Origin of the sequence: Marinobacterium zhoushanense, from assembly GCF_014641945.1 — a bacterium.
GTDB classification, from domain to species: Bacteria; Pseudomonadota; Gammaproteobacteria; order Pseudomonadales; family Balneatricaceae; genus Marinobacterium_D; species Marinobacterium_D zhoushanense.
Genome location: NZ_BMIJ01000001.1, coordinates 360,908 through 383,945 on the forward strand (window position 1 = coordinate 360,908; position 23,038 = coordinate 383,945).

Genomic DNA, 23,038 nt, shown 5'->3' on the forward strand with positions numbered 1-23,038 from the left:
CAACACTATCGGCAAAGGCCAGGAGGGCCTGCCAAGCCAGATCAGTACCGGAAACGATCTGTAGAGGGGGTACGGATGGCGCGTATTCTAATCGGATTGCGCTGAAATACGATTGAAAAATATGCAGCTACATGGGTATACAGATGAGTAATTTTTACGCAGAGTTCAACCACCCGCGCAGAACTGGTAGACTCCAATTAACGACGTTTTCTTCCCAGGCCGGCGACCAGGCATTCCCGCCACGCCGGCCTTTTTTATGCGCTACGCAGAGTCCCCTTCAGAAAGATATCGACCCCCTGGCGCAAACTCTGCTCGGGCAGCGCGGGATCGTAGGGTATATCCAATAACGCTTTAAGATGCCAGGGCTGTTTGATCATCTCGACAAACTGCCCTGCAGCCACCGTACAGCAGCCAATATTCATTCGCCCCTCGGCATTCTGCCGCTCCAGGTACACCGTCAGCAACTTGCGTATGCGATCGGGTCCCGCGTTATAGAACAGGGCCTGGATCTGCTCACGCTCCGCACTATTGGCAGAGAGTACCAGACGATACATGGCGACCGCTTGCGGGCGACTGACCATCTCGATGAAGCGTTGGCCAAAGCTGTACAGCGTTGATTCGGGATCATCACTCCAAATCCGGTCCTGATCGAAACTGGCAAAGAGGTCGTCGCAGGACTGTTCCATCATCGCCTCAAACAGGCCCAGCTTGTTGCCGAAACAGCGGTAAAGGGTACTCATCGATCCGCCGGCGCGCTTCATGATGTCGCTTATGCTGGCATTCTCAAACCCCTGCTCAAGAAACACCTCCTTCGCGGCATCGAGGATCCGCCGTCGGCGCTCAAGCCCCTTTGCGGTTAGCCCTTTATCCGAGCACTCTTGCTGCAGCGAATGACTCATCTCTACTCCGCCCACTCCTCGATCGGGATTAAATCGCCACACCGGCGATCAGTCATGGAGTCCTCTGGAATATCAGTGGACCCGCCTCGATAATGTAATGTATATTACACTATATTCTTTCGCCCTCTCCAACTTTTTAGTCAGCGTCTACTTCGGCCTGCACTCGTCAGTTCGTTCAATAGCGAACCGCGGACGAAGACAGGCTTATGGAGAGCGTCCAGTGCCAATACCCGGCCGTTACCAATCTGTCGGCTCGCATACACGTTTGCGAGTTCTGAAGGAGCAACACCTTATATGGAATCCAAAGTGCTCAGCAATGACGTAGGTCTTGCCATTCCCGGATTCGTGTTCATTCTCGCGGCCTTGACCGCCCTTGCGCCGCTGGCCACCGATGCCTACCTGCCGGCGATGCCAACCATGGCCCTGGAACTGGGTCGTACGATAACCGACGTGGAGCTTTCGATCAGCTTCTTTCTTGCCGGATTTTCCATCGGCCAGCTGGTCGGCGGCCCGTTCTCTGACCACTTCGGCCGCCGCACCGGCATTTTTCTTGGCCTGAGCCTGTTCATCCTTGGTTCACTGGCAATCACCTTCACGTCGTCGATCGAATGGCTCTGGGGATTCCGCGTCGTGCAGGCACTTGGAGGTGGCATCACCGTGGTCAATACACCGGCTATCGTGCGCGACCTGCACAGCGGACGAGAGAGTGCACGCACCCTGTCACGCATGGCAATGATCCTGATGATGGCACCGCTACTGGCGCCCGTGTTGGGCAGTTTTGTGCTGCAGACCTTCAACTGGCAGATGATCTTCATTCTATTGCTGATCTACGGCTGCCTCCTCGGCGCAGTCATCTATCGGGCGCTGCCGGAAACACGCAAGTTGCAGAGCAGTCGACCCAACGCCATTCGCCGCTACTGGATGGTCATGCGTAACCGTCATGCGCTTGGTTACCTGTTCTCCGCCTGTTTTGGCTATGGCAGCCTGTTCGCGTTCATCACCGGTTCGCCGTCGGCCTACATGGGCTATTTCGGACTCAGCGAGTCGACCTATCCGCTCGCCTTCGGCGCCAACGTCTTTGCCTTGCTGCTGCTGAACAAGATCAACATCCGCCTGCTTGCCAACCATGCGCCCCGCACACTGCTGCTGGCCGGTCAGCTGATCCAGATCGTCACCGGGGCGCTGCTGTTCGGCTATGCCTACTACGGTGGCGAACTGCAGATACTGGTATTCGTCCCCTTGGTTATGCTGTTTTTCGGCTGCCACGGTCTGGTCAGTGCCAACTCAATGGCAGGCATGACCGACCTGTTCCCCACCAACAGTGCCACTGCCACGGCGTTGATGGGCGCCTGCGGCTTCGCTTTCGGCGCACTCTCCGGCTCCCTGGTCGGTCTGCTCTACGACGGTACGCCGCTGCCGATGACGTTGGTGATGTTCGCTTGCGCGCTGCTGGCACCGACCATACGTCTGTTGCTGCAGATGGGCCCCCAACCGCAGACTGCGCAATAACGGGAAAACGGGTATTAAGACTTCTTTAAGTAAAAGGGGTTAGACTGAGCCATCCCTCCATGGATGCGTAAGGTGATGAAGGTACTCCTCGTTGAAGACGACCCCCTGCTCGGTCAGGGACTGCATAGCGCGATGAAGCAACACCGAATCCCGGCGGAATGGGTTACCAACGCAGCAGAGGCCTTAGGCGCACTTCGCAGCTCAGACTTCGATGCGTTAGTGCTTGATCTCGGCCTGCCGGATCTTGATGGCATTGAGCTGCTCAAGCGCCTGCGCGGCAATGGTCACCAGCTGCCGGTGTTGATTCTGACCGCCCGCGACGGTATCAGCGAGCGCGTTCGCGGACTCGATACCGGCGCCGACGACTTCCTGGCCAAACCTTTCGATATCGACGAATTGATGGCTCGCCTGCGCGCGCTGGTACGCCGTAGCAGCGGTATCGCCACACCGACCATTCAACTCGGCGAACTCGAGATCATCCCCAGCCACCACCGCGTAGAGCTGCGCGGCCAGGAGGTAGCCCTCAATCGCCATGAGTATCAATTGCTGACGCTGCTGGCATCCAGCCCCGGCCGGGTATTCAGTCGTGAAACGATTATCGATCACCTCTACCGTTGGGATGAGGAGATCGAAAGCAATACCATCGAGGTCCACGTGCACCACCTGCGGCGCAAACTCGGTCGAGAGCTGATCGGCACTGTGCGGGGCATAGGTTACCGCCTGGTAATACCGGAGAACGCCTGACGTGAAGCGCTCCATCGCCCAATACCTGATAGTTGGCCTGACCCTGGCTACGACCCTGTTATTGGGAGCCGGCTACCTGTTGAGCTATATGGACATCCTCCACGAGACCGAAGAGGTTTACGATGCGGAACTGGCCCAGGCAGCCAGGGTGCTCGAATCCCTGTTTATCAGCCAGGATGAGGATGATACGGCGCTGAACATCCACCTGCCGGAACAGGTCGCGACACAACCCACCGAACGCAGTGACCTGGGCCATCGCTATGAGAAAAAGCTCGCCTTCCAGATATGGGATAACAGCGGCCGTCCACTGCTCGGCAATAGCAGCGACAGCGCTCCTCTGAGCTGGGCCGCTAAAGTCGGCTATGGCTACGAGCACGAACAACGCTGGCGAACCTTCACCCTGCACTCCGACAGCGGGTTATGGATCAAGGTCGGTCAGGACATGGAGATCCGCGAGGAGATCGCCGAAGAGATCAACAAGCACAACATTCAGCCACTTTTGCTCATTGTGCCGCTACTCTGGTTGATGATCTGGCTGATCGTGCGGCGCGGGTTACGCCCACTGCGCCAGGTATCCAGTGAACTGTACAAGCGCAACGCCGAATACCTGGACCCGATCGATATCAGCTCAGCACCGAACGAGATCGCCGGAGTCGTCTACTCGATCAACCGGCTGATGAAAGCCCTGGAACGGTCGTTACAGCAGCAGAAGCGGTTTACCAGCAACGCGGCACATGAGCTGCGCACCCCGCTCGCCGCTATCCGTATCCAGGCGCAGAACCTGCTGCTGACCGATACCGAAAACCTGGTCAGCCAGCAGCAGATCATCAATGGCGTGGACCGGCTCAGCCACATGGTCAACCAGTTGCTGACACTGAGTCGGCTGGAAAGCGGCGAGCGACGGGACAATTTCGAACTGATCGACATCCATGCCGGCATTCATGGCCTGCTGCAGGACCAGCGCCGCATGATCCGCAACCGCAAACTCGACGTCAGTTTATTGCCCGCAGAGCCTGTCCACGCGCGCGTCACCCCTGACTGCATCGACATTCTGCTGCGCAACCTTCTCGACAACGCACTGCGCTACACGCCGGATGGCGGACGTGTGCAGATCGAGATCGACCGGCAGAAAGCGGACCTGCGAGTCCGGATCAGTGATACCGGCCCCGGACTGGACGCCGAGCAGAAGAAGCGAGTCTTCGACCGCTTCTATCGTGCCGCCGGCCAAGGCAGCGACGGCTGTGGCATCGGCCTGTCGATCGTGCAGGAGATCTGCGAACGCACCGGTTACCGGGTCAGCCTCAGCGACTCCCAGCTGGGGCCTCATGGGCTGTGCGCGGAACTGACCTGCCCGGGCGCGATGGTCGCCGCTAAGGCCAGTCCCGACGCCTGACGCGACTCAGGCCAGTTCCAGCAGCGCACCGGCGACCGGCTCAGGAGCACTTTGATAACGGGCGTTGGCGACAAACTCCTCGCCCCAACGGCGTATATCGTAGTAGCTGACAATATCGAACAGCTCACGCATACGGGTGGACGCTTCATTGGGCGCCATCACCAGCGCCTGGTAACAGCGTTCTACCAGATCCTTGGTATCGTGGGGGTTGGTCAGCAGTGCGCCATGCAGCTCCGCCGCGGCACCGGTGAATTCGGACAGCACCAGCCGTCCCATGCGGTGGCTTAGTCCCTGGATCGCCACGAACTCCTTGGCCACCAGATTAAGCCCGTCGCGCAGGGGGGTAATCCACATCACGTCGGCACGCTGGTAGAAGCTGACCAGCTGCTGCAGCGGGAAACCCCGATAGTAGTAGCGTACCGGTGTCCATCCCACCTGAGCGAAGCGGCCATTGATCCTGCCCACCGCCTGTTCGATGTCGGCTATCAGGTCACGATAGACCTTGATCTCCCGCGCCGCCGGTACACAGATAATGACCAGCGTGACATCGTTGTGCAGCTCGGGATGCTGTTCGAGCAACTGCTCGTAGGCTACCAGTTTCTGCAACACCCCCTTGGTGTAATCGAGCCGCTCCACCGACAGGATCACCCGGCTGTCGTCGCCCAGCTCCTCCTGCAGCAGGCGCGACTGTTTCTGCGCCGCACGCGACTCCAGAGCCTGTTTCATACGGTCGATATCCAGCCCCACGGGGTTGGCGCCGAGGCGGATAGTACGCTGATCAGTCTCGATCTCCGTGGTCATCTCTCCAAGGCCGGCGGCACAGCCGTAAGTCAAAAAGCGTGGCGCGCAGTTCTGCCGCTCTTGCACCTGAAACGGCACCACGCCGCGCACCACATCGACAAAGTTCTCCACCTGACGCGGGATATGAAAGCCGACGTAGTCGCACTGCAGCAGACTGCCTACGATCTCACGGCGCCAAGGCACCACATTGAAGATATCGGCGGATGGGAAGTGGGTGTGATGAAAAAACGCGATACGCAGATCGGGACGGCGTTCACGCAGGTAGGCCGGCACCATCCACAGATTGTAATCATGGATCCAGACCAGCGCCCCCTGGGCCGCCTCCTCCGCCGCTTTTTCGGCGAACTTGCGGTTGACCTCGCAGAACACACCCCAATGCTCCTCACGGAACTCAGCCCGCTCCCAAAAGGTGTGCAGCATCGGCCAGAACGCCTCTTTGGAGAAGCGCTTGTAGAAGATATCCACATCCTCCTTGCTCAGCGCGACGCGCGAGCAGATCAGGTTGGGATAGGCGGCATTGTCCACGCTGGTATGGGTCACGAACGGCTCCTCGGTGCCGTCATCGATACTCCAGGCGATCCAGGCACCGCGCGTGCCATCGGCAAAGAAACTCAGCAGGGTGGGCAGGATGCCGTTGGGTGAGCTGTGCGGCTGGCGGCGCACCTTGCCGCGCTCGCGCACCTCCTCGTAGGGCAGACGGTGATAGACCATCACCAGATCGGAGGTGCCGGGTTTGGCACTCTCCTGCCCTTCATGGGCCACGCCACGGGGACCGAGGAAACCGAAGTGGCTCATCGCGTCCAGTATGCCGCCACAGCCCGGCTCATCGGCATGCAGAATCCTGGCGTTACTGCGTGTCGACTCAAGCAGCGCCGGTTCCGATGCGCCCACGCACACTCCCTTGAAGCGACCATCCAGCATCGACAGATCATTCAACGTATCACCGGCGGTCAACACATCCTCGACAGACTCACCCATAAACTCGATCAGGCGCGCCAGTGTCGCCCCTTTATTGGTCCCTCGCGGCAGAAAGTCCAGATAGTAGTCGGCAGAGTACAGCAGGTCGCAACCCAGTTGCTCTGCGACCGCGTGAAGCTTTTCGGTCACCGCATGCGGCTCGCAGAACCAGGAGCAACGCCTGGCCTGAGGCACCTCTTGACGGCTGATCTGCTCGAATCGCGCCATCGCCTCGACGATGGCGATCTCGCCGGGCCAGCGCTCCTCGATCTCCTCCAACAGCTCCGAGACCGGTCGCAGACTGCTGCCATCCACCACTGTCGCTCCCACATCGCAGATGATGTATTCAGGCTCGGGAATGCTGGGATCCGATAGCAGCGGCATCACCGCTTCAAGACCGCGTCCGGTAACAAACACCAGTCGAATGCCAGGATGAGCGTTGATCAGTTGGTACAGTCTGGATCGGTTCTCAGGGCTGCCGCCCAGAAAGGTACCATCAAGGTCGGTCGCAAGAATCATTTAGATTGCTCCTGTGGTCGCGAACTCATATCTGCGCTTTTCCGGCTGCACCTGAGATCGGCCTGAACTATCGTTCCAGGCCGAATCTGCACGGGAATACGCTTCGGCTTGGGCACCGCTTTGTCGTAGAGCGCACAGTTCCGGTGCAGCGATCGCACAATAGATTGAGATCGAATAATGAGAGGGGAAAACGAGAGGCAGGTGGGGCGTTTAGTCTGGGGATGGGATCTAGGGCGTACTACCGGCTTAGCCAGTATGTGTGCAGGGATTCTGAGTTTATACCTATTTAAAAACAAAAACATAACATGATTGCCAGCCGACGGAATATCAGTCCGTACGACCGCTTTCATCACGGTTCGGGCTCAACCGGCTCCGCTGAAGCCCAGTTAAAACCACAACCGTTGGCAACGCCTCCTAACTACTCCGGTACACACGAAGCGTGTGCACATGATCAGTAACAAGCAAATAATGCACCAACGCCCGATTGGGTACAGGCAAACCCTCGGGCGCTGGTGATCGATACTGATGGTTCAGAGCGGGGACTTTCAGGCGCTTTGTACGCGTTCCGATTCACGCATGCGCAGGCGATAACCGTTTGCCACCATCTTCCAGCTTGGTAGGTACTGCTTGGCACTGATTCGCTCGACGTAGCTGTCGCTGAGCGTAGCCGACAGGTCCAGCTCGAACTCGTTGGCTATCGACGGCAGCAACGCATCGGCAATATGCGCGGCACTCAGAGGTGTAAAGCTATCGCCTACCGCCTCATCCGGCTCGTGGTGTAACAGCACCGCTTCAACTACCTGAGGTGCCAGGTTCCACATATTGAGCAGGTAGGCACCAAGCTCCGCATGGGTAACGCCATACGCCATCCGTTCCACCACATGCAGCGGCAACTGCTTGCGGGCGGCATATTTCAGTACCTTCAGATAGCCCTGCCCCTGCTCAGCCGCCAGCATCAGCATGCCGATATCGAGCAGCAAGCCGGCCAGAAAAGCCTGATCCTTCAAGGCCTGGCCCTTGCTGTACGGGCCACAAATCTCCTGCGCCATGCGCGCCACACAAAGCGCCCGCTGACTCATCATGTCGAACGAGAACACCTTCCAGGCGGATGCTTCCGGGTAGTGCGCATTCAGATGGCCCGCCAATGAAAGCCCGCGCACGGTACGCACGCCGAGCAGGGTAATCGCCTCATTCAGGTTGGAGATGTGCCGGCTCAGTGCAAAATAGCTCGAGTTCACCAGTCGCAGGATGCGTGCTGCCAGCGCCGGATCGCGCTCGACAATAGCACTGATATCGCGGGTGCTCGTGCGGTCGCTGTTCAGCGCACGGCTGAGTTCATGATAGATGGACGGCGGGGAAGGCAGTTGACGGAATGCGGCGAAGGAGCGCACCACCTTGTCCCGATAGAGTTGCCGCGTCACCATTACCGTCTGTTCGACGGATGCCACGATCTCCTCGACACTGCAGCCCTGAAAAATATTGCGATGCACCACATCGAGTGCCTTGGCCAGGTTAGCCGCACTCAGTGCCGGCGACAGCAGAATCCGCGCCGTTTTCGGCTTTGTGGAAGCCACTTGGCGCAGGATACCGAGCTCCCGTTCGAAACTGGTCAGCGCAGCCACGATGACGGCATCAAAGTTGGTTTCCTCCAACATTTTGATTGCCGCGCGTCCGTCGTCGGTGCGCACGACCTGCCAGTTGCAGCCGTACTGCACGAGGCCGCTGCCCCAGGTGACGAATGCAGCATGCGGATCGATAAATAGGATTTTCAGAGGCGCGGTTGTCTGCGAACCGCCGGTATCTGCCCTGTTCATAATGCGCCTGTCTTTTTTGTGGCCTGTCGATCACCACACCAATATTCAAAAGACGCTCAGAGCGGTTAGGGTTCTGAGCGCCGCCTAGTAAAACGGCATACTCAAGATCCTCAGAAGTCGTGGACTTGCAAGCTCACTCTCCTTCGATGGCCCAGCTATCCCAGAGGGACCTGAAGCTTTGCGTCGCCCGATTACTCGGGGTTTGCCATTATCGAGAAAGGATCTCTACAACGCACAAGAGAGGGTGTCGGCCCCTCTTTCAAAAACTATAGTCTATGCATTGATGATTATTTCATCAATCGTTAGCTGCCAAGCCTCTCATGTCAAGAAAAAAACACCAACACTTGCATTAATCCAGGCTAACGTATCCATTGAGAGACACTTTATTCTAGCTCACTGGAAAATCACATCGGCTCTATTATAGACGTGAGTCGGTTTAGCGTCGCTGGTGAAATCGCGTGATGCGGATCGAATTAGCGCCTCTTATTTCACCCCAGATCGACAGCAATTTAATTCGTTACTAAAACCAGACAAAATCCGATAATAATTACCTGGACGTCGCTATCTCCCGATCTGGCTGTTTATATAACTTTCATACCAGCTTAACCGAACTGTTTTTTATCTGAAAACTCCTCGCACAATACTGATTCCGGCGCAATGCTGAGAGTGATGTTCCGCTGTATCTCGGCCCTACGGCACTCATCTGACCCAACGCTTCGAGGAATCATACATGCTGAAGAAACAGATCTGCGCGGGCATCACATTGGCACTTCTCGGTGCCGGCAGTAACGCCGCCCTGGCGGGCAACGACTCCACTACCGGTCCATTCGGCTTTAATCCAATCAGCGGATCTGCCTACGGAGCCGAAAACGACCCGGCTGCCCCCTGGCTTATCCCGGAAGGTTTTGAACAGTATCTGGTATCCGGAGAAAGCGGTGACATGTGGGGCGGTGACGGCCTGAATATCTACGCCGACGGCCAGGATGACTGGCACGACATGAACACCGTCAATGAAAACGGCCCGCATGCCGGACGCTTTCTGTTCCGCACCCACGAAACCCGTGAACATCCCGACGGTGGTGCCCTGTCCATGGTTGATCTGAAAACCGGTCAGCACATACTGCTGGCACAGAAAGCGGACGATCCCGAAGCCGCAGGGTACGACGGCTATACGGCACTGGACGGAATTCGCTGGACCCCCTGGGGTACCCTGCTCTTTGCGGAGGAAACCAGTGGCGGCCGCCTGTTCGAAGTGGTGTTCGAGTATAACAACGAAGGCGTTCCCACCGAGGCTACCATCTACGACCGTCCCGAAGTTGGTCGCCTCGCCCATGAGGGGATCGAAATCGACAGTGAAGGCAACGTCTATGTGGTCGATGAGTTCCGTGGTCAGCGCGAGGGGCTGGGCGGTGGGATCTACAAGTTCGTTCCCGATACTTACGGTGATCTCAGTTCCGGAGCGCTCTATGTGCTGAAGGTCGACAGCAGCGATGAGGAGTTCACTGGCCAGGGTGAATGGGCAGGTCCCATCGATCCGCAGGATCCGCGCAGCTCTGGCCTTGCCGTCCAAGGCGCCCGTTACAACCGGCCGGAGGACCTGCAGATGATCGGCAACACGCTGTACGCCGCCATTACCGAAGGTACCTACAGCGACGGCTCGCAGAACTACGACGGCCGTGTGCTGGCGGTCGATCTGGACAATCTGATGGTCAGCGACTTCGTCAAGCCGGGCGAGAATGTAGCGGTGGAAAGCAGCGGTGTCACCGGCTTCGACAACCCGGATAACCTGGCCAAGACCCCGGACGGCAAACTGGTGATCGTCGAGGATAACGTCCCATCCGACATCTGGATCGCACAGCCGAGCCACAAGAATGTCGGCAAGGCCGACTGGACCAAACTCTTTGCCTCACTGACCGACGACGGCGCCGAGGGCACTGGCATCTATTTCGGCCAGGATCCGGATACCCTGTTCGTCAATGTGCAGCACTCGAAGCACGACGATGGCGACGGCACCTGGGCGATTCGCAAGGTAAGCAAGGGTAACAAGTGATAAAGCGGATGAAAGCCTGGCGTTAACCGGAACCAGGCTTTAGCGACACCCACAGCTGCGGGTGTCAATTCCGGGTCTGGCAGCGTATTACTGAACCGATTTGAGAGCCCCCTTCAAACTCTCGCGCGGCTGAAGGCCACCCTGTTACGGATGCCTTTCAACTGCATCGACTCAGCGCACTGCCAGTCCCGAAACGACTTTTCCAGCGACGAAACTCCCCCGCTCCAGGAGGAGTCTTTTACCCGTTAGATCAGTTTGCGCTACCCTCTTCCGTCGGCGCCTTCTCGGTTGCCTGTTCCGGCACCGGCTCAAACGCACTGAACTCGATGCGATCGATGGTACCGTTTTCATCGGCATCGATAGTGGACCATTTTCCACTCAACTCCTCGTTGACGCTTACCTCTTCTGCGCTCAACTGGCCATCTTTGTTCTGGTCCAGCGCATCGAACTGAGACATCTTTGCATCTCCGGCCAGTGCCAATCCGGACACCAGCATAGAAGTAGAGAAACCAATCACAGCGGCAAGACTCAGTTTTTTCATGACATCCTCCTGTAGTCAATTAATGGGGTGTGCAGGATGTATAAGAGCAGGCTCTGTGCCACTTTATAAAAGTTATTAATAATCAATATGATACAAACCACCCCATCGCCATCCGCCGAATATACACGGTCTATCTGTCGCCTGCAGGCGACCACAAACCGAGACCAAAAACTAACCCATTGATATTAAACACATTTTCATGTTGCCGTGCAGCGACGGTGCCATTTGACGCCGAGATTCCCTGTTCCCACAGGCTCGCGCGCGGGAACCAATAGCCCCTCCTGCGCTCTCTAAGCTAGGCTTAGATAGCCGCCCGATAGCTCAATCACTCATTACCACCCAGTGACGCACCCTAAGGTTATGGATAACACAACCCCATGAGACTGAAGTTCAAACTCTCGCCCTCGTTCTCCGCGCTCTTGCTCGCTGGGTTTGTCGTTGTCGCACTGCCATTGCTGGGCGGTATCCTGGTGATGACCCATGCACTCGAGCAGATGGCGCTGGAGGGCAGACGCTCCGTCAACATCAGTGCCGAGATTACCCAAGCCAGTCGCCAGCTCGGCGAGGTGGAGCTGGCACTCAAGCGCGCCGCCGGTCAGTATTTCGTGTTGGAGGATCCGGCGTTGAAGCAGCGTCTCGAGCGCGCCCACCTGCGTTTCCAGGAGACGCTGGATCTGCTTGCGCCGATGCCCTGGACGGTTGAACAGGAGCGCCAGCTTGCCGACCTCCATGAGATGGAAGCGGCACTGTACGACCGCCTGATTCAAACGCCTGCAACCGGCGTATTTGAGACCTACCGGGAAGATTTCGACCGCCTGGATTCGGCGACCAGTGCGTTGAGTGATGCCTCAACGCAGGTGATTAAAGGCCAGGTGACCGGCATGAACGAGACCGCCGACCGTATCCAGGCCGCGATGATCACCCTGGCAATCGCGATGATCCTGCTCTCCCTGCTGTTATCCGGCACCCTGTCCTGGCTGCTCAGCCGCCCCGTATCCCAGCTTGCCGCCACCATTCGTCGCCTGGGCCAGAATGACCTGGACACCCCCAGCGCCATCCGCGGCCCGCGAGACCTGGTGTACCTTGGCGAGCAGCTGGATTGGCTACGCAACCGGCTGCAGGAGCTTGAGGCGCGCAAGCTGAGTTTTTTTCGCGAGGTGTCGCATGAGCTGAAGACTCCACTGACCAACCTGATGGAAGCGGTCGCGCTGCTGCGGGACGAAGTGACCGGACCACTGACCATGCAACAGAAAGAGGTGGTCGAGATCATGCGCGTCAGCACACGGGAGCTGCGTCAGCGGATCGAAGACCTGTTACGCTACAACGAGGCGTTGAGCGAGCCCCGGCTGGAGTCCGATTGGTTCGAGCTGCGCACACTGGTCGACGAGGTCGCCACGCGCTTCGACCTGGCCATCCGCAGCAAGCAGTTGCACTGGAGCATTGACGTTCCCGCCCTGCGCCTGCGCGCCGACCGCGGCCGACTGTCGATCGCGCTGGAAAACCTGCTCGGTAACGCGATTAAATTCAGCCCTCAAGACGGTACCGTCGAGTTGCGGGCGACCCAGCAGGTGGGCCAAATCGAGATAGTCGTCTGCGATCAAGGGCCCGGGATCGCCCCGGAGCATATTGACCAACTGTTCCAACCCTTCTTCAAGGGAACCCCTCAGCCCCGCGGCGCCCTGAAGAGCAGCGGCCTGGGACTGGCCATCGCCAAAGCCCACATCGAGCTGCAGGGGGGAACATTGAGACTGTTACCAGAAATGACCAGTGGCGCCTGTTTCCAGATCAGTCTGCCACTTACACAGGAGAATGCCGACCGTGGCTAAACGATACATGCCCCTTCTACTGGCTCTGTGTGCATTAGCGGGCTGTACCTGGTCTGAGCAAAACTCCCCCCGCGTATTTACCCAGGGCATGCTCAGGCAGTCACTGTCATTGCATGAGATGCTCGACTGTGTCGCGACAAACGATGGTCTGAATCCAGCTCAGGTACGTCAGCGCCAGAGCGAACTGGAGCAGCAACAGTCCAGTGACAATCCTGCCGCGCAGTTCAGGCTTGCCTGCCTTCTCGGCCGCAGCAGCGCCAGCGATACCGAACTGGTGCGCGCGCGCCAGCTGCTCGATCAACTGCAGCGGCAACCGGCGCTGGAGCCGGAGCAGGTGAAACTGCTGACACTCTATCAACGCCACCTGTTGCTGACCCAGCGCCTGCGCCAGCAACTGCGGGAAACACGCGAGTACCGCGACAAGATCGAGCAGCTCAAGGGACTGGAGGAGGAGCTGGAACCGGCAACAGTGGAGCAGGAGACAGCGGAATGAGCGCAAACAGCCGTACCGTACTGCTGGTCGACGACGATGCCAGCCTACTGCAACTGCTATCGATCCGCCTGCGTGCCGCGGGCCATCAGGTGGAAACTGCGAGCAGCGCGGAACAGGCGCTAGCCCGCATCGCCGTGACGCGTCCGGCTGCCGTTCTGACCGATCTGCGCATGGAGGGGATGGACGGCATGGAGCTGTTTGAACAGATCCATCAACAGGACCCTGCCCTGCCGGTCATTCTGCTTACCGCCCACGGCACCATCCCCGATGCGGTCAAAGCGACCCAGCGCGGACTGTTCGGTTACCTGACCAAACCGTTCGACGACGTAGAGCTGATGGAACTGCTTGAGCGCGCGTTGAACACCCCGGGGGGCGATGAATCCGCACCCGCCGACAATGCGGATGCCCCCTGGCGCGCCGGAATCATCACCTCAAGCCCAACCATGGAGGCACTTCTGGCCGAAGCCCAGCTGGTCGCCAGCAGCGAGGCCAGCGTGTTGATTCAAGGGCCCTCGGGAACTGGCAAGGAGGTACTGGCACGGGCCGTTCATCTGGCCAGTCCCCGTCACGACAAACCCCTGGTGGCGATCAACTGTGCCGCGATTCCCGAGCAGCTGCTGGAATCGGAGCTCTTCGGCCACGCCAAGGGCGCCTTTACCGGTGCCACCAGTGCCCACAAGGGGCTGTTCCAAACCGGCTCGGGCGGTACCGTATTCCTCGACGAGATCGGCGATATGCCGCTGGCACTGCAGGCCAAGCTGCTGCGTGTACTGCAGGATCGCGAAATTCGCCCGGTGGGCGCCAGCCAGTCGATTCCGGTCGATGTGCGTATCGTATCGGCAACTCACCGCAACCTGGAGAACGCTATCGCCGCCGGGGAGTTTCGTGAGGATCTCTACTATCGACTCAATGTGGTGACCTTGACGCTGCCACCGTTGCGGCAGCGCCCGGAAGATATTCCACTGCTGGCACGCCACTTCCTGACCCAGCTGCGTGAAAAGCATCCCCATCGCGCCCAGGACTTTACCCCGGAGGCACTGGAGCGACTGGTCGGATATGACTGGCCAGGCAACGTGCGTCAGCTACTGAATGTGGTTGAGCAGTGTTGCGTGCTCTGTACCACCGCTCTGGTGCCGGCAACCCTGGTGGCGCGGGCGCTGCACGAAAAACCCACCGGCATTCGGACCTATGTCGAAGCCAAACAGCAGTTCGAGCGGGACTATCTGGTACAGCTGTTGAAGATTACCAATGGGCAGGTGGCGGAAGCGGCTCGGCTGGCGGGGCGCAACCGAACCGAGTTCTATCGGTTATTGCAGAGAAATCATCTGACACCGGGTATGTTCAAACGCACCGACGATGTCTGAATAGCGCGGGCCGGCAACGCCAGGCGCTGCGGCCCGACACAACTTATTGCTGCTGCGGCAGCGCTTCGAATGCGGAAAACTCACTGATCGGATGATCTGCCGGTGTCACCGGCACATAACGATCCGCGACATATTCACGGCGCATCTCCAGTTCCGGTCCGGTGATGGTCATGTGCAGCGCATCATCGACGATATTCAGCTCGTCCAGTTCCACTGCATACTCGGAAGCACCGAAGCCGAGGATGCCACCGCGCGAGATGACCGCATAAACCCGGCCGCTAACCCGGCCACCGACGATCTCGCTGATGGAGCCCAACGCTTCGCCATCGGCCCCGATAACCTCCCGGTCGACCAGTTCATTCGGGCTCTGGTTGTACAGCATCAGCACTTCGGGCGTTGCGAAGGTGGTCTGCGTATCACTGAGCTGCGGCTTAGTCTCAGGCATCGGCGCCGGGGAGGCCTCCTCTACCACCACCGTCTCGCTCTGCCCCTTGTCCATGGTCGATGACGGGGCTGCCTCCTCTGCCGCCCAAACCTGAGCCGAAACCAGTGCGGATACTGCGGCTGCCAACACTACCTGGCGATATTCCATTTTCATATGAACCTCCCAATTGCGAATGAGTTAAAGCCATCCGGGGGGAACAGTTCTACCGGATGGGTAATCAGCAAATCGCAAGTTCCAAGCCAACTCCCCATGCACGCCTGTCAAAAAAACCTAATCCTTTGATTTTAAAAACGAAAAAGCCAACCTGGCAGTAAGGTTGGCTAGAGTGACTCTACCGGCGCCCCGGTAACAGCATCGAATCCTGTCGTCTGCCGGCGACCGATCCCGATCAGGGCTCCAGCTCTGCGGCAAGCAGGTCGGTTTGGGGACAGCGGCTGAGCACCAATTGCGGCGGATCGAAGGAGAAAGTGAAGGTACCCACATGCTTCAACGCACTCAGACCAAGAATCTGCCGGGTAGTGCCGGGGAAGACCGCCGCTTCGATATCGTTCAGCCGGCAATCACCGACCTTGAGGCTCGATAATCGATAGACGGGAACACGAACCTCTGAGCCGTTGGCCAGCACACCGATCAGATCGCGCTGGTATACCGCGTGGCCATCCACTTTCAGGCTGGCCAGGGTCTCCTCATTGATGGTCATATAACCCGATCCGGTATCGACCATGAAGTCCATGCTCCTCAGGCTGCCGACGGAGGCCTGGACATAGTAGGTAGTGGCGTTCCCCTCCTGCATCGGCACGTGCATCTCGGTATCGGCGGAAACCGCAGGCAGGCTTAGGGAGAGAACACAAAGCCCGCTAAGGGCAGCAGCTAATCGGTAACTCATGACAGGCAACTCATCTGACAACAGGGTGAACGCGGCGGTGCTGACGCTGCACTACCGCCCGGCAATATGCCCCTCCCTGGCCTCTGCACCGTTAACCCTGTTCGTTGCACACCCCAGGGTTTCTTATCGGCCTCCCGAAACACTAAACCGCGCACGGCTCACAAAACAAGCGCAGTCTTCTATGTTTTATGCAGGCTGGATACTGAATATGTCCTTAACACCGACTCTCAGTGACAACGGGCAATGACTGACAGCTCTGTTACGAAAACGTCACCTAACTATCACCTACTATCAACATCCCTGCCTTCCAATAGCTGTTTTCAAAGCCAAGGAGGAACCATGGCCAGATCATTCACCTCACTGTCCTTATCGGTAGCCGCAGTCCTGATGAGCAGTGTTCTTCAAGCCGACACAATCTCCCTGGGCCCACGCCCGCTGTTCCTGATCGACCAGATGTCGGACAGCCCGTTGAAGCAGAAGCTGCTCGAATGCGCAGACAAACCTGTCAAGCGTACTCTCTTCTCCATCGGCCATCGCGGCGCTCCGATGCAGTTTCCAGAGCACACCCGAGAATCCTATATCGCCGCGGCGCGCATGGGCGCCGGGATAATTGAATGTGACGTGACCTTCACCCAAGACCAGCAGCTGGTCTGTCGCCACGCCCAGAATGACCTGCACACAACCACCAACATTCTGGCCACACCACTGGCAGAAAAGTGTACCCAAGCCTTCACGCCTGCCGCTGGAGATCAGCCAGCATCGGCCGAATGCCGCACCAGCGATATCACCCTGGCAGAGTTACGCACACTGCAGGGCAAGATGGACGCCGCCAACACAGAGGCAACCGATGCCAAGGGCTACATGGACGGGACACCCGGTTGGCGTACAGATCTATACGCGGCCCAGCAGGGCACTCTGATGACCCATGCCGAGTCGATCGAACTGTTCAGGTCCCTGGGCGTCAAGTTCACACCGGAACTCAAGGCAGCATCCGTTGAGATGCCCTATAACGGATTTTCCCAGCAAGCGTACGCGCAGAAGATGATCGACGAGTACAAGGCGGCGGGTGTCCCCGCGCAGGATGTCTGGCCCCAGTCGTTCAATCTTGATGACGTTCTGTACTGGATCGAGCACGAACCCGAATTCGGCAAGCAGGCGGTCTATCTGGACGATCGTTACGATCTGGATGGCTTCGACCCGATGAACGCCGCCACCTTTAAACCGTCCATGGCCGAGCTAAAGGCGATGGGCGTCAACTACATCGCGCCGCCGATGTGGATGCTGGTCACCGACGACAATGGCAGGATCGTACCGTCCGCCTACACTCTGGAAGCCCGGGCGGCAGGCCTTAACATCATCACCTGGACTCTGGAGCGCTCCGGTCCGCTCAAGCGGGGTGGTGGTTGGTACTATCAGTCGATCGAGAACATCGCCGATGATGACGGCAAGATGCTGGAGCTACTCAACGTATTGGCACAGGATGTGGGCATAAGCGGTCTATTCTCAGACTGGCCCGCTACCGTCAGCTATTACGCCAGCTGTTTGGACCTGAAGTAAATTGTCAGTAGCTGGCTGGCGAGGTGAAGGTGGCAGACAAGCTGCTCAACAGCAGCGCCAGCCAGCTTGATATGACGAACGGCGCGGTCAACACCGGCACGCCGCACTGCTGCAGCCAACCGGTAAGAATGACACTGAGCAGAATGGCCGCAAAGACAACCATGACGCCCAGCTCTGCCCTCGCGGACAGGGCAATCGCCACCAGCACCGCGTTATAGGCGTAGGCGCCGCTGAAAATATCCTCGGGTACACCACCGAGCAAAAACGCTCCCCCACTGCTGAGCACCACGGCAACCGCCCCCCAGCAGAGTGCACGGCGGGAGGCGAATGCCAACCCGACCAGGATCAGCAGGCTGGCGATCGGCTGATCCAGCAACAGCACCTGACCAAACCCGAGCAGCAGGTTATCGATTCCGCTGCGGGTCACCACTACGGTCGACGCGGGCTCTACTTCGACAGCCGACGCAACCAGCCAGATCGACAGAATAAAGGGGGCGGTATAGGCGGGACAGCTAATTCTCTGAAAGAACAGCCGCTCGACGAAGAGCCGCATCAGCCCCGTGCTGACCAGCGCCGCGAGCGGCAGTATGACCAGCAGCTCTGTGCCCGCTGGCCAGTACAGTGCGCAGGCCAACCCCACCAGCGCTCCGTTGTAACCGTACAGACCCTGTTCGAGGTGCGCTCGTCCAGCACCCGATGCCCAGGCACCGAGATAGGCGGTTAGACTGCCAGCAACGGCAGCCAAGCACATCGGCACTGAATTCACCGCGATCGCGGCCAGAAAAAACAACCCCGTCAGGCTGTTCGATTGCAGCATGATCTGGCTAAAGCCGGTCAGGAACGACCGGATAAACTGAAACCCTGCGGTCACGTCGCACGCTCCCACGACTGCTGGCAAGAGGCCAGATGGTAAAAAACGGCGCCATCCAACTTGGGGAGTGGAATGACACCGTGCTCAAGCTACACCCTTGTCGGCTTGAAAGGGGAAAGCCGGCCAGGTGCGGTTGTCACTGAGTCGATCGATGCGATCCTGTCAGTGCGATCAGCGTGATCCGATCTACGCGATCCGATCAGAAGTGCCACTTCAGCAACAGGGAGGGGCTGCGCTCATCGACGCCGTTGATACCGAACTTGTTGTTCCAGTGCGCGTACTCGACACCCACGTAAACCGGAGCCTTGGTGCCGAACAGCTTGCCGGCGTTCCATTTCAGCTGGGAGGTGAAGTTCATCTCGGCGGCATGATCGGACTCTTCGGTGGACCAGTCGAGGAAACCGTCATAGAGGAACTCGGCACTGCCCAGTTCGAACGGCAGCCCCCAGGTCAACGTCAGCTGGCGATCGTTGTCCTTCAGCTCGTTATTAACGTGATACAGGTTGACGTTGAAGTAGCGGAACCCCGGTACATCCAGGCTGACCCCTACCCCGGCCAGGTAGTTGTCGAAGCCCTCACCGCTCTCCCAGGTACCGGCCAGCAGCAGGTCCTTCACAGGCCCGAACGACAGCTCGCTGTTGGTCAGATACCCCAGGCTCAGGCGCGGTGACAGCTCGAAATAGTGCTCGGTGTCGCCGTTGGATGATTTCAGACGGTCGAGGAAGAAGAAGTTATCGCCCCAGCTATGGCCACTGGCATGCTCGACAGTCACCACCTGACGATCATCGTCCCCCACTTCATACTCACTGCCGTTCAAGTAGCTGAGGCTGAAGTCGCTCCACAGCTGCTCGGCTGAGACCGTGGTGGACAGGAGTGCGCCGGTGAGAATGCAGGCTGCGGTTTTTGTTATTGTCATCTTATCTATCTTCCTTCGTTGTTATTTTGAGCTGTTGTTTTTACGGTTCTTTTTTGCTGCTTTTGGGACGAATGCGGCCCTGCCGGCCCGAGGGCCGGCATTGCCAGATGCTTTCTTCAGTGGTTGTTACGCAGAAGAGAGTGCGAGGGACACTCTCGATTCAGCTAGCCGTTACCGCTCGACAAGCGCTCAGGACGCCAGTCTTCGGGCCAGACTTTTCTGTCGTTCGATCAGCGCTTGCAGATCGAAGTCCGCAATCGCTCCATCCGTTACCCGCCAGCGTCCGGCAACCATGACCCGGTCGGCCTGGTGAGCACCACACAGCACCAGTGCCGCCAGTGGATCACCGGCTCCGGCGAAGCGCAGCTCATCCAGTCGGAACAGGGCAATATCGGCCTGCATGCCGACCTTCAGTGCACCCAAATCACTCCGGCCCAGGCAGCGGGCGGAACCTTCGGTGGCCCAGGACAGCACCTTTTGGTGGGTAATCTCGGCGGCATCGTAGCGCAGCCGGCCGAGCAGGAACGCCTGACGCACCTCCTGGATCATGTTGGAACCGTCGTTGGATGCGGAGCCGTCGACACCCAATCCCACTGGACTCCCGGCGCGTTCCAGATCCAGCGTCGGACATAGCCCCGAGGCCAGCAGCATGTTGGATGACGGGCAGTGGCAGATACCGGTACCGGCCCGCCCCAGACGACGGATCTCCTCGTCGTTGAAATGGATACCGTGGGCCAGCCAGACGCGGTCGCTTAACCATCCCACCTTTTCCAGATAATCCAGCGGGCGCAGGCCGAACATCTTCTCGCAGAAGGCGGTCTCGTCATGGGTCTCGGCCAGATGGGTGTGCAGCCTGACGTCGTGTTTCTCAGCCAACTGGGCGCTGGCCTTCATCAGGCTTTCGCTGACCGAAAAGGGTGAACAGGGAGCCAGCGCAACGCGGCTCATGGCGCCCTCCCCGGCCTGGTGATAACGCTGGATCAGCCGTTCGCTGTCGGCCAGGATAGTGTCCTCATCCTGCACCGTGGTCTGCGGCGGCAGACCCCCATCCTCCTCGCCCAGGCTCATGGAGCCCCGCGTCAGATGTACGCGAACCCCCAACTTTTCCGCCTGGGCCATCTGGATATCGATGGCGTTCTCCAATCCTTGCGGAAACAGGTAGTGGTGATCGCTGGCCGTGGTGCAGCCGGAGAGCAGCAACTCGGCCAGCGCGACCTGGGTCGATACCTCGACCATCTCCTCGCCCAGCCGTGCCCATACCGGGTAGAGGCTTTTTAGCCAGCTGAACAGGGACTTGTTCAACGCCGCCGGGAACGCCCGTGTGAGGGTCTGGTAGAAGTGATGATGGCTGTTGATCAGCCCCGGCAGCAGCACATGCTCGCGAGCATCGAACACCTCGTCGACAGGGGCCGCCGGGGTTTCGCCCGCGGCCAGCACCTCGGCAATGCGCTGACCTTCGACCACCAGACCACCGGCGCATGCGCTGTCCAAGGTCGCCAACGGTGATTTGATCCAGATACGTTGAGTGCTGTTCACGCTGCTACTCCATTTGATCAGTTGCTAGTGCTTACTTCGCCGTGCTGGAGACGGTTGCCGCGGTCATGGCGCGTCCGTCCTCTGATGACTCAGCGCTTTCCGCCTGCGCTCCAGCATGCTCCGATGCGGCATGAGGCGCGGCATCCAGATGATGCGGCAGCAGCAGGTTCAGGAAGATCGCGGACAGGGCACCGATGGTCAGCGGTGAACCGATGATGTTCTTAATATCGTCCGGCATGGCAGACAGTACCTCGGGCACCCCTGCAACACCCAGCCCCATACCGATGGAGATCGCGGTGATCAGCATGTTGCGGCGGTTCAGACCCGCTTCGGCGATGATCTTGACCCCAGCCATCGCCACGGTACCGAACATGATCAGCGTGGCGCCGCCCAATACCGGTTTCGGCATCTGCTGCAGCACGCCGCCGATAATCGGGAACAGCCCCAGCAGCGCCAGGATCGCGGCGATGAACAGCGCGACGTGGCGGCTGGCGACGCCGGTCAGCTGAATGACACCGTTATTCTGACTGAAAGTGGTCATCGGCAGGCTATTCAGGGTCGAGGCGATCGCAGAGTTCACACCGTCGGCCAGTACACCGGCCTTGATGCGGCGGATATAGATGGGACCATCCACCGGCTGCTTTGACACCATGCTGTTGGCGGTCAGGTCGCCGGTGGTTTCAAGCGCGGTGATCACATAGATGATGGCGATGGGCAGAAACGCGGCCAGATCGAAACTAAAACCATATTTGAACGGTACCGGAATCGCGATCAGCGACAGATCGCTCAGCCCGCTGAAATCCACCTTACCGATCGACCAGGCCACGACGAAGCCCAGGCTCAGGCCGATGATAACCGCACTCAGTCGCAGCATATGCATCTGAAAACGGTTGAAAATCACGATGGTGATCAACACCAGACCGGCAAGCGCCAAGTTGACCGGTGCCCCCATATCCGGCGCGCCGAAGCCACCGGCGATATCGGTCATCGACACCTTGATCAGGGAGAGGCCGATCAGGGTAATAATGGTGCCGGTAACCACCGGCGTAATGATATGCCGCAGCTTTTCGATAAAGCGGCTCAGGAAGATCTCCACGAACGCCGCCAGGAAGCAGACACCGAAGATGGTGGAGAGTATCTCGTCCGGCCCTCCGCCGTTGCCCTTGACGATGAATCCTGCGGCCAGAATCGAGCTGAGGAACGCAAAGCTGGTGCCCTGCACACAGAGCAGACCGGAACCCACTGGGCCGATACGACGGGCCTGAATAAAGGTGCCGATACCGGACACGATCAGCGCCATACTCACCAGATAGGGCACTTCACTGCCCAGCCCCAATACACCACCGACGATCAGCGTCGGCGTGATGATACCGATAAAGCTCGCCAGCACGTGCTGGAGCGCAGCAAAAACCGCTACCGAAAATCTAGGTTTGTCATCCAGTCCATAGACCAGATCGATCGAAGAGCTGTGCTTTGCCATTGTGAAAATACCCTAGTTATTTTTGTTGGTCTCGCCTCGCCCCTCTCCCGAGCGAGGTCGTCACAAGCTGTCCGGCAGGCGTCAGTCCTGCACAGGGTTAAAACCTAATTCATCGACCAAATATTGTCTACAAACCAATATACTTCTTGTATTCACAATACGAAATACTATGCACACCCTTAGACAAAATCGTTTAAATACTTATAAAGTCATATAGTTATAGAACAAGACATGGGCATTCACAGTACGGATACCACCCCCTTCCAAAGGGATCCTAAACGCGAAAGCGGACAAGAAATCCGGTTAGAAACAGGGAAAATAAAAGACAATCAATGTATACAAATCATCATGAAAAAAAGTACACAAGAATGATTTGACCGATTAGACAGGATTTAGCTCTGCGTTCACGCACCCAATCGATGAAATTCACTACCAAT

General features: G+C 58.4%; 18 protein-coding genes and 1 riboswitch. Of the genes, 8 read left to right on the forward strand and 10 right to left on the reverse strand.

The window, feature by feature from the left end; all coding sequences use genetic code 11:
- Positions 1–254 precede the first annotated feature (254 nt).
- On the reverse strand, positions 255–899 hold the full coding sequence (locus tag IEX40_RS01765) for a TetR/AcrR family transcriptional regulator (protein ID WP_188745384.1): 645 nt from the start codon (positions 897–899) through the stop codon (positions 255–257).
- A gap of 294 nt (positions 900–1,193) precedes the next feature.
- On the opposite strand from IEX40_RS01765, the gene IEX40_RS01770 reads away from it, so the two are divergent.
- From IEX40_RS01770 to IEX40_RS01780, 3 genes are all read left to right on the forward strand, one after another.
- Entirely contained in the window at positions 1,194–2,408 is a 1,215-nt protein-coding gene (locus IEX40_RS01770) for a multidrug effflux MFS transporter (RefSeq protein ID WP_188745385.1), read from the forward strand.
- Between the two features lie 75 nt (positions 2,409–2,483).
- Positions 2,484–3,152 carry a response regulator gene (locus tag IEX40_RS01775; protein ID WP_188745844.1) on the forward strand — a complete coding sequence of 223 codons (669 nt, stop codon included), beginning with the start codon at positions 2,484–2,486 and terminating at the stop codon, positions 3,150–3,152.
- A 1-nt stretch (position 3,153) separates the two neighbouring features.
- Complete coding sequence (locus IEX40_RS01780) at positions 3,154–4,545, forward strand: sensor histidine kinase (RefSeq protein ID WP_188745386.1); 1,392 nt, start codon at positions 3,154–3,156, stop codon at positions 4,543–4,545.
- 6 nt (positions 4,546–4,551) lie between these two features.
- On the opposite strand, the gene ggpS is transcribed toward IEX40_RS01780, so the two are convergent.
- A complete protein-coding gene (ggpS, locus tag IEX40_RS01785) occupies positions 4,552–6,822 on the reverse strand; it encodes a glucosylglycerol-phosphate synthase (RefSeq protein WP_188745387.1) in 2,271 nt (756 codons plus the stop codon).
- Between the two features lie 545 nt (positions 6,823–7,367).
- Complete coding sequence (locus IEX40_RS01790; protein WP_188745388.1) at positions 7,368–8,636, reverse strand: response regulator; 1,269 nt, start codon at positions 8,634–8,636, stop codon at positions 7,368–7,370.
- Between the two features lie 142 nt (positions 8,637–8,778).
- A riboswitch (cyclic di-GMP riboswitch) is annotated at positions 8,779–8,853 on the reverse strand.
- A gap of 513 nt (positions 8,854–9,366) precedes the next feature.
- Here IEX40_RS01790 and IEX40_RS01795 point away from each other — a divergent pair.
- Complete coding sequence (locus IEX40_RS01795; protein WP_188745389.1) at positions 9,367–10,686, forward strand: alkaline phosphatase PhoX; 1,320 nt, start codon at positions 9,367–9,369, stop codon at positions 10,684–10,686.
- A gap of 250 nt (positions 10,687–10,936) precedes the next feature.
- On the opposite strand, the gene IEX40_RS01800 is transcribed toward IEX40_RS01795, so the two are convergent.
- Positions 10,937–11,227: an EH domain-containing protein gene (locus tag IEX40_RS01800; protein WP_188745390.1), complete on the reverse strand. Its 291-nt coding sequence runs from the start codon at positions 11,225–11,227 to the stop codon at positions 10,937–10,939.
- A gap of 377 nt (positions 11,228–11,604) precedes the next feature.
- Between IEX40_RS01800 and IEX40_RS01805 the strand changes: the two genes are divergently transcribed.
- From IEX40_RS01805 to IEX40_RS01815, 3 genes are read left to right on the forward strand one after another with little or no spacing between them, the layout of a single operon-like run.
- Positions 11,605–13,053: a sensor histidine kinase gene (locus tag IEX40_RS01805; protein ID WP_188745391.1), complete on the forward strand. Its 1,449-nt coding sequence runs from the start codon at positions 11,605–11,607 to the stop codon at positions 13,051–13,053.
- A complete protein-coding gene (locus IEX40_RS01810) occupies positions 13,046–13,546 on the forward strand; it encodes a hypothetical protein (RefSeq protein ID WP_188745392.1) in 501 nt (166 codons plus the stop codon). The genes IEX40_RS01805 and IEX40_RS01810 overlap by 8 nt, the downstream gene beginning before the upstream one ends.
- Positions 13,543–14,910 carry a sigma 54-interacting transcriptional regulator gene (locus IEX40_RS01815; protein ID WP_188745393.1) on the forward strand — a complete coding sequence of 456 codons (1,368 nt, stop codon included), beginning with the start codon at positions 13,543–13,545 and terminating at the stop codon, positions 14,908–14,910. Before IEX40_RS01810 ends, IEX40_RS01815 begins: the two co-directional genes overlap by 4 nt.
- Before the next feature lie 43 nt (positions 14,911–14,953).
- Here IEX40_RS01815 and IEX40_RS01820 read toward each other — a convergent pair whose 3' ends face one another.
- Both IEX40_RS01820 and IEX40_RS01825 read right to left on the reverse strand, forming a co-directional pair.
- A complete protein-coding gene (locus IEX40_RS01820) occupies positions 14,954–15,508 on the reverse strand; it encodes a PRC-barrel domain-containing protein (protein ID WP_188745394.1) in 555 nt (184 codons plus the stop codon).
- A gap of 235 nt (positions 15,509–15,743) precedes the next feature.
- Positions 15,744–16,241 (reverse strand): retropepsin-like aspartic protease family protein, encoded by a 498-nt coding sequence (locus IEX40_RS01825; protein ID WP_229680477.1) that lies wholly within the window; start codon positions 16,239–16,241, stop codon positions 15,744–15,746.
- A 339-nt stretch (positions 16,242–16,580) separates the two neighbouring features.
- Between IEX40_RS01825 and IEX40_RS01830 the strand changes: the two genes are divergently transcribed.
- Positions 16,581–17,798 carry a glycerophosphodiester phosphodiesterase family protein gene (locus IEX40_RS01830; RefSeq protein ID WP_188745395.1) on the forward strand — a complete coding sequence of 406 codons (1,218 nt, stop codon included), beginning with the start codon at positions 16,581–16,583 and terminating at the stop codon, positions 17,796–17,798.
- 4 nt (positions 17,799–17,802) lie between these two features.
- Here IEX40_RS01830 and IEX40_RS01835 read toward each other — a convergent pair whose 3' ends face one another.
- From IEX40_RS01835 to IEX40_RS01850, 4 genes are all read right to left on the reverse strand, one after another.
- Positions 17,803–18,669 carry an urea transporter gene (locus IEX40_RS01835; protein WP_188745396.1) on the reverse strand — a complete coding sequence of 289 codons (867 nt, stop codon included), beginning with the start codon at positions 18,667–18,669 and terminating at the stop codon, positions 17,803–17,805.
- A gap of 199 nt (positions 18,670–18,868) precedes the next feature.
- Entirely contained in the window at positions 18,869–19,585 is a 717-nt protein-coding gene (locus IEX40_RS01840; protein WP_188745397.1) for a DUF5020 family protein, read from the reverse strand.
- Positions 19,586–19,774: 189 nt separating this feature from the next.
- Positions 19,775–21,121 (reverse strand): 8-oxoguanine deaminase, encoded by a 1,347-nt coding sequence (locus tag IEX40_RS01845; RefSeq protein WP_188745398.1) that lies wholly within the window; start codon positions 21,119–21,121, stop codon positions 19,775–19,777.
- Positions 21,122–21,152: 31 nt separating this feature from the next.
- Positions 21,153–22,601, reverse strand: coding sequence for a nucleobase:cation symporter-2 family protein (locus IEX40_RS01850; RefSeq protein WP_188745399.1), 1,449 nt, complete (start codon positions 22,599–22,601; stop codon positions 21,153–21,155).
- Positions 22,602–23,038: the final 437 nt, after the last annotated feature.

Coding starts and splice junctions, on each gene's coding strand:
- IEX40_RS01765 (WP_188745384.1), bottom strand. CDS start 899: ATGAGTCATTCGCTGCAGCAAGAGTGCTCGGATAAAGGGCTAACCGCA.
- ggpS (WP_188745387.1), bottom strand. CDS start 6,822: ATGATTCTTGCGACCGACCTTGATGGTACCTTTCTGGGCGGCAGCCCT.
- IEX40_RS01790 (WP_188745388.1), bottom strand. CDS start 8,636: ATGAACAGGGCAGATACCGGCGGTTCGCAGACAACCGCGCCTCTGAAA.
- IEX40_RS01770 (WP_188745385.1), top strand. CDS start 1,194: ATGGAATCCAAAGTGCTCAGCAATGACGTAGGTCTTGCCATTCCCGGA.
- IEX40_RS01850 (WP_188745399.1), bottom strand. CDS start 22,601: ATGGCAAAGCACAGCTCTTCGATCGATCTGGTCTATGGACTGGATGAC.
- IEX40_RS01830 (WP_188745395.1), top strand. CDS start 16,581: ATGGCCAGATCATTCACCTCACTGTCCTTATCGGTAGCCGCAGTCCTG.
- IEX40_RS01795 (WP_188745389.1), top strand. CDS start 9,367: ATGCTGAAGAAACAGATCTGCGCGGGCATCACATTGGCACTTCTCGGT.
- IEX40_RS01815 (WP_188745393.1), top strand. CDS start 13,543: ATGAGCGCAAACAGCCGTACCGTACTGCTGGTCGACGACGATGCCAGC.
- IEX40_RS01825 (WP_229680477.1), bottom strand. CDS start 16,241: ATGAGTTACCGATTAGCTGCTGCCCTTAGCGGGCTTTGTGTTCTCTCC.
- IEX40_RS01840 (WP_188745397.1), bottom strand. CDS start 19,585: ATGACAATAACAAAAACCGCAGCCTGCATTCTCACCGGCGCACTCCTG.
- IEX40_RS01805 (WP_188745391.1), top strand. CDS start 11,605: ATGAGACTGAAGTTCAAACTCTCGCCCTCGTTCTCCGCGCTCTTGCTC.
- IEX40_RS01800 (WP_188745390.1), bottom strand. CDS start 11,227: ATGAAAAAACTGAGTCTTGCCGCTGTGATTGGTTTCTCTACTTCTATG.
- IEX40_RS01775 (WP_188745844.1), top strand. CDS start 2,484: ATGAAGGTACTCCTCGTTGAAGACGACCCCCTGCTCGGTCAGGGACTG.
- IEX40_RS01820 (WP_188745394.1), bottom strand. CDS start 15,508: ATGAAAATGGAATATCGCCAGGTAGTGTTGGCAGCCGCAGTATCCGCA.